This is a genomic window from Streptomyces sp. DH41, from assembly GCF_029813785.1.
GTDB lineage: Bacteria > Actinomycetota > Actinomycetes > Streptomycetales > Streptomycetaceae > Streptomyces.
Genome location: NZ_JARVKY010000007.1, coordinates 314,485 through 327,272 on the forward strand (window position 1 = coordinate 314,485; position 12,788 = coordinate 327,272).

Sequence of the window (12,788 nt, forward strand, 5' to 3'; positions counted from 1 at the left end):
CAGACGTGGCGAATCAGACGTGGCGAATCAGACGTGGTGAATCCAGCGGGTGACGACAAGGTGGGGGCGGCGGTCACGCTCGGGCTGCTGGCCGCCTGGGCGCTGCACGACGCCGAGGAACTGGCGACCGTACCGGGCTGGTTGCGGCGTGAGCTGCCCGCCCTGCGCGAGCGGTTCCCCAGCGTGCCGGAGGCCGTCTGGCGGCGGGCCGGGTCGGTCGGCGGACGGGAGTTCACCGTCGCGGTGGGGGTGATGGCCGCGGTCGTGGCCTCCGCGTCCGCCGCCGGGCGGCGGACCGACGGCCGGTCGGCCGCGTACCAGACCGCGCTCAACGCCTTCGGGCTGCACGGCCTGGTCCACCTCGCGCAGGCGGGGCTCGTCCGCGGCTACACGCCCGGGTCCGTGACCTCGCCCCTGGTCGTCGTCCCGTTCACTCTATGGGCCCGGCACCGGCTGCGCCGCGCCGGTGTCCTGCGCCCCACGCGCCCGCGCGACCTCGTCCGGGGGGTGGGTCTGGCGGGCGCGGCGGTGGTCGTGTCGCACGTGGTGGCGCGACGGCTGACGGGGGCTACGGGCGCTACGGGGGCTACGGGGGCTACTTCAGCGCGGCCACGGTGATCGCGTCGATGACCGGGTTCGGGTCCGAGCTCTTGGCGTCCGTGGCGTTGACCGAGTACACGAGGGTGCGGCTCAGGTCGCGGGTGCCGACGATGAGCGCGCTGTAGCCGTAGCGGGATCCCGACTTGCCCCAGAAGACCTCGCCGCCCACCTCCTTGCGCTGCAGGCCCGCGCTGTGGGTCGCGCCCGGGACGCCCGCCGGGGTCGTGAACATCTCCTCCAACTCCGGCTGCGGCACGACCCGCCCCTCGAACAGCTCCGTGAGCAGCCGCTCCAGGTCGGCGAGGGTCGAGATCATGTCGCCGGCCGCCCAGCGGTCCGCGTGGTTCCACTCGGTCACGTCGACCAGCCTCACCGTCCCGTCCGGTTGCTCCACCGTCTGGTAGCCCCGGTTGTGCGGGCCGTGGACGCGGGGGTCGGTGCCCGGGAAGTACGTGTGACGCATGCCGGCCGGGCGCAGGACCAGACGCGTGGCCTCGGCGGCGTACGAGCGCCCCGTCACCTTCTCGATCAGCAGGCCGAGGATCGTGTAGTTGATGTTCAGGTAGCGCTGCTGCTTCCCGGGTTCGAACTCCGGTCCCTTCGCGATCGCCGACGCCGCGACCCGCTGCGGGGGGAGCGTGTCGAAGCGGTGCGCGTACACCTCCGCGAAGTCGTCGCCGAGCCCGTCGCCCGGCTGGATGCCGCTGGTGTGGTTCAGCAACTGCCGTACGCTGATCGGCTTCTCGAAGTCCGGCGTGAACAGGTCGGGAAGGTAACCCTGCACCGGTGCGTCCAGGTCGATCCTGTCCTGCGCGGCGAGCCGCAGGACGGTGGCGGCGGTGACGACCTTCGTGACCGAACCGGCCCGGAAACGGGCGTTCGGATGGGCGGGCCGGCCACTGGTCAGGTCGCGTACGCCGGCGTTGCCGCGCCAGTCGCCGTCGGTGCCGCCGACCCGCACGAGGGCGGCCGTGGCGTGCTGGTCCGGGACGGCGTCGATGGCGGCGCGCAGCGCATCCCTGTCCAGCCCGTCCCTGGGCCGGTCGGTGGCGTGGGCGGCCACGGAGGCGGGCGGTGCGGCGAACGCCGGGGCCGCCAACGGGCCGACGGACAGGGCCAGGACGACGGAGGCGGCGAGGACGGAGTGGGTACGGGCACGCATCGACTGCTCCAGGGGTTGGGCGGTTCCGGCGGAAGGATCGCTGATCATCCTTGTGCGCCGCCTCCCCCGGCGGATCGTCGGTGAGGAGGGTGCCCGGCCCGGAGTCGGCCTCGGGGAAGTCCCTTACCAGTGACGGGACTTGTACGGGATCGCCCTTACGGGAGGGGCCCGTCGCCGCGTAGGGCGCACAGTGTGCCGATGCGGTTCGTCGTGATCGAGTCGACGCCCAGGGCGAGCAGCCGGCGCATCGAGCGGCGGGTGTCGGGGGTCCAGACGGAGAGCAGGTGGCCGTCGCGGTGGACGCGCTCGGCCAGCGCCCGGTCCACCAGCCCGAACCGGTAGTTGAGCCAGCGCGGCCGTACCGCCGCCAGCACGGCGGGCCTGGGCGGGGCCGCCGTGGTCCAGGTCAGCGCGATCTCGGCCGCCGGGTCGGCCGCGCGCACCGCGAGCATGGCGGCGGGACCCGCGCAGTAGTACACGCGGTCCCGCGCCCCGCACTCGCGGACGACGTCCACGATGCGCCGGACCGCACGCTCGTCCGGTCCGCCCGGCAGGTCGAGCATCAGCCGGCTGCCCCCGGTCGCGGCCAGCGCCTCCGCGAGCGTCGGTACCCGGCCTGCCGTGAGCCCGCGCACCTCCTGGGCCGACAGGGAACGCAGCGGCCGGTCCCGCTGCCAGAGCCGCTTCAGCGTCTCGTCGTGCAGCAGCACGGGCACGCCGTCCCGGGTGAGGCGTACGTCGGTCTCGACCGCGTCCGCGCCCCGGTCGAGGGCGGAGCGCAGTGAGTCGATCGTGTTCTCGCGGTGCAGGTACGGATCGCCGCGGTGGGCCACGGCGGTCACGTCACGCGGGGAGGTCATGGTGGCGTCCCGTCTCAGGAGGAGAGCCAGGCGGCGGTGTACGTGTCGATCTCGTCCCGGATCCGCGTCTTGCCGGGCGCGTCCAGGAACGACGCCTCGACCCCGTTCTTCGCCAGCTCGGCGAGCCCGCGCTCGTCGAGGCCGAGGAGCCGGGCGGCGACGGCGTACTCGTTGTTGAGGTCGGTGCCGAACATGGGCGGGTCGTCGGAGTTGACGGTCACCAGGACCCCGGCGCGCGCGAACTCCTTGAGCGGGTGCTCGTCCAGGGTGCGCACCGCTCGGGTGGCGATGTTCGAGGTCGGGCACACCTCCAGCGGGATGCGGTGCTCGGCGAGGTGCGCCAGCAGCTTCGGGTCCTGGGCGGAGCTGGTCCCGTGCCCGATGCGCTCGGCGCGCAGGTGGGTGAGGGCGTCCCACACCGTCTGCGGGCCGGTGGTCTCGCCGGCGTGCGGCACCGAGTGCAGCCCGGCGGCGATCGCCTGGTCGAAGTACGGCTTGAACTGCGGGCGGCCGACCCCGATCTCGGGTCCGCCGAGCCCGAAGGAGACGAGCCCCTCGGGGCGTACCCGGTCGTCGGTGGCGAGCCGTGTCGTCTCCTCGGCGGACTCCAGGCCGGCCTCGCCGGGGATGTCGAAGCACCAGCGCAGTACGGTCCCGAACTCGGCCTCGGCCGCCTTGCGGGCGTCCTCGATCGCGTCCATGAAGGCGCCCTCGTCGATGCCCCGCCGGGTGGAGGAGAACGGGGTGATGGTCAGCTCGGCGTACCGCACCTGCTGCCGGGCCATGTCCCGGGCCACCTCGTACGTCAGCAACCGGACGTCCTCCGGGGTGCGGATCAGGTCCACGACGGACAGGTACACGTCGATGAAGTGCGCGAAGTCCGTGAACTGGAAGTAGTCGACCAGGGCCTCGGGGTCGGTGGGAACCTTGGAGTCGGGATGGCGTGCGGCGAGTTCCGAGACGATGCGCGGGGAGGCGGAGCCGACGTGGTGGACGTGCAGTTCGGCCTTCGGCAGCCCCGCGATGAAGGCGTGCAGATCGCGCGGGACGTCGGGGTCGACGAGGTGCTCGGGCATGGGTTCCTCCCCAGAACGGCGCCCCGGGCCGGCACGGGCCGACGGGACGCGGGTGATCGGCTGATCGGCGGGTCGGGGATCATCGTAGGCCGGTCTCACGCCGGACGGCCCGGGACCGTACCATGACGGGCACGATCGACCAGGGGGACACAGCATGACGGACGCAGCACAGCCGGGTGAGGGCTCCGCCGGCGGGCACAATCCATGGGCGCCCCCCGAGGACGGGCCGTCGCCGGCCAAGGGCCACGGCGCGGCGGGGCAGCCGTGGGAGCCGGGACGGCCGCCCGCCGACGCCGTGCCGTTCGGGCAGCGGCAACCGCCGTCCGTGCACGACCAGGCGACGGTCACGGGGATACCGACCGGCGGCATGCCGATGCCGCCCGCCGGTTTCGCCGCTCCCGCGGACAGGGTGCCGCCTGTGCCGGTCGCGCCCGGCGGCCCGGGTGGTCCCGGCGGTCCGGGCGCCCCCGGCGGGTACGGCTACCCCGGCTACCCGCAGAGCTACGGCTGGCCCGGTGTTCCGCTGCCTCCGCAGAACGGCATGGGCACCGCGGCGATGGTGCTGGGCATCCTCGCCTGCTGCCTGTTCTGCATGTACGGCGTGGTCTCCCTGGTACTCGGCACTCTCGCCGTGATCTTCGGTGTCAAGGGACGCCGGAGGGCGGAGCGCGGCGAGGCCAACAACCACGGTCAGGCGCAGGCCGGTTTCGTCATGGGCATCATCGGCATCGTCCTGGGCATCGCCGTGACCGCCCTGATCGCCGTCGCGATCATCGCCGCGATCAACGAGGACTCGGAGTACGACGACCCCTACTACGGCACCTCCGAATCGGTGTCGGTCTCCGTGGTCCGCTGACGGAGCGGGGGGCGCCTCCGGGCCGCCCCTTCAACCGTTCTCGCGCAACCTCTGCCGTGCCGCCATCAGCGCGAACCCCAGCAGATTCGCGCCCCGCCACCGCTCCGGGTCCGTCGCCGCCTCGTCGTCCGGGGCCAGGCCGATGCCCCACACCCGGTCCACGGGGCTCGCCTCCACCAGCACCCTCCCCCCGGCGGCCGGGGGTCTTCCGTCCCCGGCCGGGGGACCCTCGTCCGGCTTCGTCCGTCCCGTGTTCAGGAGGTACGCGCGCAGCGCCGGGTCCGAGGCGAACTTGTGGACGCTGCCCTCGACGACGATCCGGAACCGCTCCCGCTCCCACACCGCCTCGTCGAAGCCGCGCACCAGCCGCCCCGCCTTCTTCGCCCCGGCGGGATGAGCGGCCGCCAGCACCCGCCGCTCGGCCTCCGCGTCCTCGAAGAGCCGGGCCTTGCCCGCCATCATCCAGTGCTCGGCCGTCGCGTACTCCACCCCGGCCACGGTGAACGGCGACGGCCACCACTGGCTCAGACAGCCCGGCCCGATCCGGCCGTCCGGGAGCGGCCGGTGCCCCCAGAACAGGAGGTACTTGACCCTCGCGCCCGCCCGGACCCGCCCGATCAGCGCTTCCCTGCTGTCGATGACCCCCATGGCCCCCGTGGCCCTCTCCTCTGTGGTCCTCGTCCCCGTGGTCCTCTCCATGCACGCGAGTCTGGCACGCGCCACTGACACTCCGTCCGTCCTTTTCCGTGGCGACTCGACACCTGGTCGACAGATTCCGTCGCGTAACCAAATGGCAACAACGGAATCACTTGTTGGAGGCCTAGTGCTCTGTCAGGATCGGCACTCACATCGAGCCAGAGCCACGCCGGCCCCCGGCACGGGGAGACCGCCACGGGGGAGACCAGGAGAGCCGACATGCACAACCCGGCCAACGCAGCCCCAGCCGCCCCGGCCCGGTTCCCCGCGAAGGACCGCTTCGCGGACGGGGCCCAGTACATCGCGGGCCGTCTGACGAAGGGCACCTCCGGGCACACGCACACGGTCGTCGACCCGGCGACCGGCGAGGACGTCCTCACCTACGAGCTCGCCGGCGCGGACGACGTCGACGCGGCCGTCGCCGCCGCCCGGGAGGCCTTCCCCGGCTGGGCCGGCGCCACCCCGGGGGAGCGCTCAGACGCCCTGCACCGGTTCGCCGAGGTGCTCGCCGAGCGTGCCGAGGACTTCGCCCGCGCCGAGTCCCTGCAGTGCGGGAAGCCGCTGAAGCTGACCCGTGAGTTCGATGTGCCGGGCACGGTCGACAACGCGTCCTTCTTCGCCGGCGCCGCCCGCCTGCTGCAGGGGCAGTCGGCGGGGGAGTACTCCGGCGACCACACCTCGTACGTCCGCCGCGAGCCGATCGGGGTCGTGGGGTCCATCGCGCCCTGGAACTACCCCCTCCAGATGGCCGCCTGGAAGATCCTCCCGGCGATCGCCGCGGGCAACACCATCGTGCTGAAGCCCGCCGAGATCACCCCGCTGACCTCCCTGATGTTCGCCCAGGCCGCGACCGAGGCGGGCATCCCCGACGGCGTGATCAACATCGTCAGCGGCACCGGACGGCAGGCCGGCGAGCACCTCGTCGGCCACCCCGACGTGGCGATGACCTCCTTCACCGGCTCCACCGCCGTCGGCAAGCGCGTCGCCGAGGTCGCCACGGCCACCGTCAAACGCCTGCACCTTGAGCTGGGCGGCAAGGCGCCCTTCCTGGTCTTCGACGACGCCGACCTCGACGCCGCCGTCCACGGCGCGGTCGCGGGCGCGCTCATCAACACCGGCCAGGACTGCACGGCCGCCACGCGCGCGTACGTGCAGCGGCCCCTGTACGAGGCGTTCGTCGAGAGGACCGCCGCCCTCATGGACACCGTCCGCGTCGGCGACCCCTTCGCGCCGGGCACCGACCTCGGACCGCTGGTCAGCCACGTCCAGCGGGACCGCGTCGCCGGCTTCGTCGACCGGGCACGCTCCTACGCGCGCGTGGTGACCGGCGGCGAGGCACCGCGGGGCGACCTGGAGGACGGCGCCTACTACCGGCCCACCCTCATCGCCGACGCCGCCCAGGACAGCGAGGCCGTCCAGTCCGAGATCTTCGGGCCGGTCCTGGTCGTCCTCCCCTTCGACGGCGACGACGAGGGCATCCGGCTGGCCAACGACACGCCGTACGGACTCGCCGCCTCCGCCTGGAGCCGGGACGTGTACCGGGCCAACCGCGCCACCCGCGAGATCAAGGCGGGCTGTGTGTGGATCAACGACCACATCCCGATCATCAGCGAGATGCCGCACGGCGGATACAAGGCGTCCGGCTTCGGCAAGGACATGTCCGCCTACTCCTTCGAGGAGTACACACAGGTCAAGCACGTCATGTTCGACAACACCGCGGTGGCGGCCAAGGACTGGCACCGCACCGTCTTCGGGGACCGTTAGCCATCACGCCAGGCCGCCGACCACGGCCGACCCACCCGAAAGGGCAACCACGCGCATGGAGCAGTACGAGCCCGACCGCCTGTCTCCGGCCCAAGTGGCCGCCATGCGGCGCAGCTTCACCAGCGGCAGGGCCGCACTCACCCGCCGCTCACTGCTGCGCGCCTCCACGGGCGGCGCGCTCGCGGCCGGCGCACTCGGCACGCTGAGCGCCTGCGGCATCCCGGCGGCCGGCAAGACCGAGGGCGGCGTTTCCGCGCAGGACCGGTCGGCGAAGGAGAAGAAGGTCTCCTTCTCCAACTGGACCGAGTACATGGACGTCGACGACAGCGGCCGGCGGCACCCGACGCTGGAGGCGTTCACCCAGCGCACCGGCATCGAGGTCACGTACACGGAGGACATCAACGACAACAGCGAGTTCTTCGGCAAGATCCAGCCGCAGCTCGCCGCGGGCCAGGAGACCGGCCGCGACATCATCGTGCTCACCGACTGGCTGGCCGCCCGGCTGATCCGCCTCGGCTGGGTACAGAAACTGGACCCGGCCAACCTGCCGCACGCCTTCACCAACCTGTCGCCCCAGTTCCGCGACCCCGACTGGGACCCGGGCCGCGCCTACAGCTACCCCTGGCAGGGCATCTCGGCCGTCATCGCCTACAACAAGAAGGCGCTGGACGGCATCGAGGTCACCTCGGTCTCCGACCTGCTCGACAACCCGAAGCTCAAGGGCCGCGTCGGCTTCCTCACCGAGATGCGCGACACCGTCGGCATGACGCTGCTCGACATGGGCAAGGACCCCGCCCGCTTCTCGGACGACGACTACGACGCGGCGATCGCCCGCCTCCAGAAGGGCGTCGACAGCGGTCAGATACGCCGCTTCACCGGCAACGACTACACCGCCGACATCAGCAAGGGCGACTTCGCGGCCTGCCTGGCCTGGGCCGGAGACGTCGTCCAGCTCAAGGCGGACAACCCGGACGTCGACTTCGTCATCCCGGACAGCGGATACATCACGTCCAGCGACAACATGCTGGTGCCCAACAAGGCACGGCACAAGACGAACGCCGAACGGCTCATCGACTACTACTACGAGCCGGGCCCGGCCGCGGAGCTCGCCGCCTACATCAACTTCGTCTGTCCCGTCGACGGGGTGAAGGACGAGCTTGCGAAGATCGACGAGGACGCGGCGAACAACCCGCTGATCATTCCCGACCAGGCCATGCAGGCCAAGTCCCACTCCTTCCGCTCCCTGAGCTCGAAGGAAGAGACGGCCTACGAAGAGAAGTTCGCGAAGCTCACTGGGGCGTGACGACGATGACGACGACGAATACGACGAAGGCCCGGACAGACGCGACGGACCGCGGCGGCGACGTCCGCCTCGCCGGCATCAGCAAGACCTACGGCTCCTTCACCGCCGTGCACCCGCTCGACCTGACCGTGCCCCAGGGCTCCTTCTTCGCCCTGCTCGGCGCCTCCGGCTGCGGCAAGACCACGACCCTGCGCATGATCGCCGGACTGGAGCAGCCCAGCGGGGGCACCGTCCACCTCGGCGACCAGGACGTGACCTCCCTCCCCCCTTACAAACGTCCGGTGAACACGGTCTTCCAGTCCTACGCCCTCTTCCCGCACCTCGACATCTTCGAGAACGTCGCCTTCGGCCTGCGCCGGCGCGGCATCAAGTCGGTCAAGAAGCAGGTCGGGGAGATGCTCGACCTCGTCCAGCTCGGCGAGCAGGCACGCAAGAAGCCGCACCAGCTCTCCGGCGGCCAGCAGCAGCGCGTCGCCCTCGCCCGTGCCCTGATCAACCACCCCAGGGTGCTCCTCCTCGACGAACCGCTCGGCGCCCTCGACCTCAAGCTGCGCCGCCAGATGCAGCTGGAACTCAAGCGCATCCAGATCGAGGTCGGCATCACCTTCGTACATGTCACGCACGACCAGGAGGAGGCCATGACGATGGCCGACCAGGTCGCCGTGATGAACGCGGGCCGCGTCGAGCAACTGGGCGCCCCCGCCGACCTCTACGAGAACCCGCGCACCACCTTCGTCGCCAACTTCCTGGGCACCTCCAACCTGATCGAGGCCGAGGTCGACACCCGCGGCGGCGACGACATCGTGGTGAAGGCGGCCGGCGACAAGCTGGTCCTGCCCGGCGCCCGGTGCTCCGCGCCGGCCCGGGCCGGCGGCAAGATACTGGTCGGGGTGCGCCCGGAGAAGATCAGCCTCACCCTCGCCGACGAGGCCGGCTCCGTCCCCGAGGGCCGCAACCGCATCACCGGCAAGATCAGCAACACCAGTTTCATCGGCGTCTCCACGCAGTACGTGGTCGAGTGCGCGGCCTGCCCCGAGTTCGAGGTGTACGCCCAGAACATCGACCGCGACGCCCGGCTGGTGCCCGGCGCCGACGTCGTCCTGCACTGGAACCCCGCCCACACCTTCGGCCTCGACGCGGCCCAGGCCATCGACGCCGGCGTGGCCGAGGGCGAGGCCGCCTGATGTCCACCCTCACCGAGGCGCCACCGCCGCTCTCCCCGGCCGCGCCGGAGAAGAAGCCGGCGCGCGGGCGGGGCCGCTGGACGCCGTACTGGCTGCTGCTGCCCGGCATCCTGTGGCTGGTCGTCTTCTTCGCCGCGCCGATGATCTACCAGGCCTCCACGTCCGTCCAGACGGGCTCTCTGGAGGAGGGCTACAAGGTCACCTGGCACTTCGCCACCTACTGGGACGCGGTGTCCGAGTACTGGCCGCAGTTCCTGCGCTCGGTCGCCTACGCCGCCTCCGCGACCGTGCTGTGCCTGCTGCTCGGCTATCCGCTCGCCTATCTGATCGCCTTCCGGGCGGGCCGCTGGCGCAACCTGATCATGATTCTGGTGATCGCGCCGTTCTTCACCAGCTTCCTGATCCGCACCCTGGCCTGGAAGACGATCCTCGCGGACGGCGGCCCGGTCGTCGGCGCCCTGAACACGCTGCACGTCCTGGACGTCACCAGCTGGCTCGGCTGGACGGCCGGCGACCGGGTGCTGGCCACCCCGCTCGCGGTGGTCTGCGGGCTGACGTACAACTTCCTCCCCTTCATGATCCTGCCGCTGTACACGTCACTGGAGCGCATCGACGGCCGGCTGCACGAGGCGGCGGGCGACCTGTACGCCAAGCCGTCCACGGTCTTCCGGAAGGTCACCTTCCCGCTGTCGATGCCGGGCGTCGTCTCCGGGACGCTGCTGACCTTCATCCCGGCCACCGGCGACTACGTCAACGCCTCCCTGCTGGGCTCGGCCGACACCGGCATGATCGGGAACGTGATCCAGTCCCAGTTCCTGCGGGTCCTCGACTATCCGACGGCGGCGGCGCTCTCCTTCGTCCTGATGGCCGCGATCCTCGCCATGGTCACCGTCTACATCCGCAAGTCCGGCACGGAGGATCTGGTTTAGATGGACGCGCGACGGAGTCGCATATTCGGCACGAGCGTCAATTGGTTCAAGCGCAATCTGGTCGTCATCGCCGGACTGCTGACGCTCGCCTATCTCCTGCTGCCCAATGTCATCGTCACGATCTTCTCGTTCAACAAACCGAACGGGCGCTTCAACTACGCGTGGCAGCAGTTCTCCACGGACGCCTGGAAGGACCCGTGCGGCGTCGCCGGACTGTGCGATTCCCTGTCGCTCAGCCTCCAGATCGCCTTCTGGGCGACGCTCGGCGCCACCGCGCTGGGCACCGCGATCGCCTTCGCACTGGTCCGCTACCGCTTCCGGGCGCGCGGCGCGATCAACTCACTGATCTTCCTGCCGATGGCGATGCCCGAGGTCGTGATGGCCGCCTCGCTGCTCACCCTGTTCCTCAACATGGGTGCCCAGCTCGGCTTCTGGACGGTCCTGATCGCCCACATCATGTTCTGCCTCAGCTTCGTCGTGACGGCGGTCAAGGCGCGTGTGCTGTCGATGGACCCGAGGCTGGAGCAGGCGGCGCAGGACCTGTACGCCGGTCCCTTCCAGACCTTCGTCCGGGTCACGCTCCCCATCGCCGCCCCCGGAATCGCCGCCGGCGCGCTGCTCGCCTTCGCGCTCTCCTTCGACGATTTCATCATCACCAATTTCAACGCGGGCTCCACCGTCACCTTCCCCATGTTCGTCTGGGGATCGGCCCAGCGCGGCACGCCCGTTCAGATCAACGTCGTCGGTACGGCCATGTTCGTGATCGCCGTGCTGTTCGTCCTGGCCTCCATGGTCATCGGCAACCGCCGAAACCGCCGCAAGGCGTAGCGCGTCTCGTACCGCATTCGTAGGGAGTTGAAATCATGGCCCCGAGCGCCATGAGCCGCAGCAACGACTGGACGAAATCCCTCTCCGACGCCCAGCCGGTCCCGTACTGGCTGGACGACCCCGGCCGCCCCCGCCCCCGGCCCGCCCTCACCGGCGCCGACACCTGCGACCTGCTGGTCGTGGGCGGCGGCTACAGCGGACTGTGGACCGCGCTGATCGCCAAGGAGCGCGACCCGGGGCGGGACGTGGTGCTGCTGGAGGGCCGCGAGGTGGGCTGGGCCGCCTCCGGCCGCAACGGCGGCTTCTGCGCCGCCTCCCTCACCCACGGCCTGTCCAACGGCCTGGCCCGCTGGCCCGACGAGATCCACCGGCTTCAGGAGCTGGGCGCCCGCAACCTCGACGCGATCGAGGCGGCGGTCGCCCGCCACGACCTCGACTGCGACTTCGAACGCACCGGCGAGATCGACGTCGCCACCGAGCCCTATCAGGCCCGGGAGCTCAAGGACTGGTACGAGGAGATCCGCGCCAAGGGCCTCGCCGACGGCGTCGAGTACCTGGACGCCGAGGCCGTCCGGGAACAGGTCGACTCCCCGACCTTCCGGGCCGGCCTGTACGACCGCCGGGGCGTGGCCATGGTCAACCCCGCCAAGCTCGCCTGGAACCTCAAGCGTGCCTGCGTCGCCCTCGGCGTCCGCGTCCACGAGAACACCCCGGCGCTCACCCTGAGGCCGTACGGCGCGGGCATGGCCGTACGCACCCCGTACGGCGGGGTCCGCGCCCGCACGGTCGCGCTCGGCACCAATATCTTCCCCAGCCTGCTCAGGCGGGTCCGCTCGTACACCGTCCCGGTCTACGACTACGCCCTGATGACCGAGCCGCTCACCGCGGAGCAGCTGGCCTCGGTCGGCTGGCACAACCGGCAGGGCCTCGGCGACAGCGCCAACCAGTTCCACTACTTCCGGCTCTCCGCCGACAACCGCGTCCTGTGGGGCGGCTACGACGCGATCTACCCGTACGGCGGCCGGGTGCGCGCCGAGTACGACGACCGCCCGGAGACCTACGCCAAACTCGCCGGGCACTTCTTCACCTGCTTCCCGCAGTTGGAGGGCGTCCGCTTCACGCACGCCTGGGGCGGCGCGATCGACACCTGCTCCCGCTTCTCGGCGTTCTTCGGCACCGCGCACCAGGGAAAGGTCGCCTACGCGGCCGGTTACACCGGTCTCGGCGTGGGCGCCACCCGGTTCGGCGCCGAGGTGATGCTCGACCTGCTGTCGGGCGAGCGCACCGAGCGCACGGAACTGCGGATGGTCCGCAGGAAGCCCCTGCCGTTCCCGCCCGAACCCTTCGCCTGGACCGGCATCGCGCTCACCAAGTGGTCGCTGGCCCGCGCGGACGCGCACGGCGGCCGGCGCAACCTGTGGCTGCGGACGATGGACAGACTGGGGCTGGGCTTCGACAGCTGAGCCGCGTACCGCACGCGGGCATGTGACCCGGCTCACCCCGGCGGGCCGGCCAACCCGCGTAATGCCC

General features: G+C 71.2%; 12 protein-coding genes. 8 read left to right on the forward strand and 4 right to left on the reverse strand.

What is annotated here, in order from left to right:
* Positions 1-33 precede the first annotated feature (33 nt).
* The gene (locus QC283_RS14920; RefSeq protein ID WP_279561975.1) at positions 34-618 is read left to right on the forward strand and encodes an HXXEE domain-containing protein; all 585 of its coding nucleotides are present in this window, start codon (positions 34-36) and stop codon (positions 616-618) included.
* Here the strand turns inward: QC283_RS14920 and QC283_RS14925 are convergent.
* The 3 genes from QC283_RS14925 to QC283_RS14935 form a co-directional block, all read right to left on the reverse strand.
* On the reverse strand, positions 596-1,762 hold the full coding sequence (locus tag QC283_RS14925; RefSeq protein ID WP_279562012.1) for a serine hydrolase domain-containing protein: 1,167 nt from the start codon (positions 1,760-1,762) through the stop codon (positions 596-598). The genes QC283_RS14920 and QC283_RS14925 overlap by 23 nt on opposite strands.
* A gap of 155 nt (positions 1,763-1,917) precedes the next feature.
* Entirely contained in the window at positions 1,918-2,622 is a 705-nt protein-coding gene (locus tag QC283_RS14930; protein ID WP_279561976.1) for a glycerophosphodiester phosphodiesterase, read from the reverse strand.
* 14 nt (positions 2,623-2,636) lie between these two features.
* Positions 2,637-3,797: an adenosine deaminase gene (locus QC283_RS14935; RefSeq protein WP_279561977.1), complete on the reverse strand. Its 1,161-nt coding sequence runs from the start codon at positions 3,795-3,797 to the stop codon at positions 2,637-2,639.
* 55 nt (positions 3,798-3,852) lie between these two features.
* Here QC283_RS14935 and QC283_RS14940 point away from each other — a divergent pair, with 55 nt between their 5' ends.
* Positions 3,853-4,554 carry a DUF4190 domain-containing protein gene (locus QC283_RS14940; protein ID WP_279561978.1) on the forward strand — a complete coding sequence of 234 codons (702 nt, stop codon included), beginning with the start codon at positions 3,853-3,855 and terminating at the stop codon, positions 4,552-4,554.
* 30 nt (positions 4,555-4,584) lie between these two features.
* Here the strand turns inward: QC283_RS14940 and QC283_RS14945 are convergent, their stop codons facing one another.
* The gene (locus tag QC283_RS14945; protein WP_279561979.1) at positions 4,585-5,253 is read right to left on the reverse strand and encodes an NADAR family protein; all 669 of its coding nucleotides are present in this window, start codon (positions 5,251-5,253) and stop codon (positions 4,585-4,587) included.
* Between the two features lie 216 nt (positions 5,254-5,469).
* On the opposite strand from QC283_RS14945, the gene QC283_RS14950 reads away from it, so the two are divergent.
* Genes QC283_RS14950 through QC283_RS14975 form a run of 6 tightly spaced genes read left to right on the forward strand, consistent with a single transcriptional unit; the run spans position 5,470 to position 12,721 of the window.
* Positions 5,470-7,014: a gamma-aminobutyraldehyde dehydrogenase gene (locus QC283_RS14950; protein ID WP_279561980.1), complete on the forward strand. Its 1,545-nt coding sequence runs from the start codon at positions 5,470-5,472 to the stop codon at positions 7,012-7,014.
* Positions 7,015-7,069: 55 nt separating this feature from the next.
* Positions 7,070-8,317, forward strand: coding sequence for an ABC transporter substrate-binding protein (locus tag QC283_RS14955; protein WP_279561981.1), 1,248 nt, complete (start codon positions 7,070-7,072; stop codon positions 8,315-8,317).
* Positions 8,318-8,322: 5 nt separating this feature from the next.
* The gene (locus QC283_RS14960; RefSeq protein ID WP_279561982.1) at positions 8,323-9,501 is read left to right on the forward strand and encodes an ABC transporter ATP-binding protein; all 1,179 of its coding nucleotides are present in this window, start codon (positions 8,323-8,325) and stop codon (positions 9,499-9,501) included.
* Positions 9,501-10,430 carry an ABC transporter permease gene (locus QC283_RS14965; RefSeq protein ID WP_279561983.1) on the forward strand — a complete coding sequence of 310 codons (930 nt, stop codon included), beginning with the start codon at positions 9,501-9,503 and terminating at the stop codon, positions 10,428-10,430. The genes QC283_RS14960 and QC283_RS14965 overlap by 1 nt, the downstream gene beginning before the upstream one ends.
* Complete coding sequence (locus tag QC283_RS14970) at positions 10,431-11,258, forward strand: ABC transporter permease (protein ID WP_279561984.1); 828 nt, start codon at positions 10,431-10,433, stop codon at positions 11,256-11,258.
* A 35-nt stretch (positions 11,259-11,293) separates the two neighbouring features.
* The gene (locus QC283_RS14975) at positions 11,294-12,721 is read left to right on the forward strand and encodes an NAD(P)/FAD-dependent oxidoreductase (protein WP_279561985.1); all 1,428 of its coding nucleotides are present in this window, start codon (positions 11,294-11,296) and stop codon (positions 12,719-12,721) included.
* The last annotated feature ends 67 nt before the right edge of the window (positions 12,722-12,788 follow it).

What these genes read in the sequence shown, in the direction of transcription:
- QC283_RS14970 (WP_279561984.1), top strand. Translation starts at nt 10,431, where the DNA reads ATGGACGCGCGACGGAGTCGCATATTCGGCACGAGCGTCAATTGGTTC.
- QC283_RS14965 (WP_279561983.1), top strand. Translation starts at nt 9,501, where the DNA reads ATGTCCACCCTCACCGAGGCGCCACCGCCGCTCTCCCCGGCCGCGCCG.
- QC283_RS14960 (WP_279561982.1), top strand. Translation starts at nt 8,323, where the DNA reads ATGACGACGACGAATACGACGAAGGCCCGGACAGACGCGACGGACCGC.
- QC283_RS14955 (WP_279561981.1), top strand. Translation starts at nt 7,070, where the DNA reads ATGGAGCAGTACGAGCCCGACCGCCTGTCTCCGGCCCAAGTGGCCGCC.
- QC283_RS14930 (WP_279561976.1), bottom strand. Translation starts at nt 2,622, where the DNA reads ATGACCTCCCCGCGTGACGTGACCGCCGTGGCCCACCGCGGCGATCCG.
- QC283_RS14950 (WP_279561980.1), top strand. Translation starts at nt 5,470, where the DNA reads ATGCACAACCCGGCCAACGCAGCCCCAGCCGCCCCGGCCCGGTTCCCC.
- QC283_RS14975 (WP_279561985.1), top strand. Translation starts at nt 11,294, where the DNA reads ATGGCCCCGAGCGCCATGAGCCGCAGCAACGACTGGACGAAATCCCTC.
- QC283_RS14940 (WP_279561978.1), top strand. Translation starts at nt 3,853, where the DNA reads ATGACGGACGCAGCACAGCCGGGTGAGGGCTCCGCCGGCGGGCACAAT.
- QC283_RS14945 (WP_279561979.1), bottom strand. Translation starts at nt 5,253, where the DNA reads ATGGAGAGGACCACGGGGACGAGGACCACAGAGGAGAGGGCCACGGGG.
- QC283_RS14925 (WP_279562012.1), bottom strand. Translation starts at nt 1,762, where the DNA reads ATGCGTGCCCGTACCCACTCCGTCCTCGCCGCCTCCGTCGTCCTGGCC.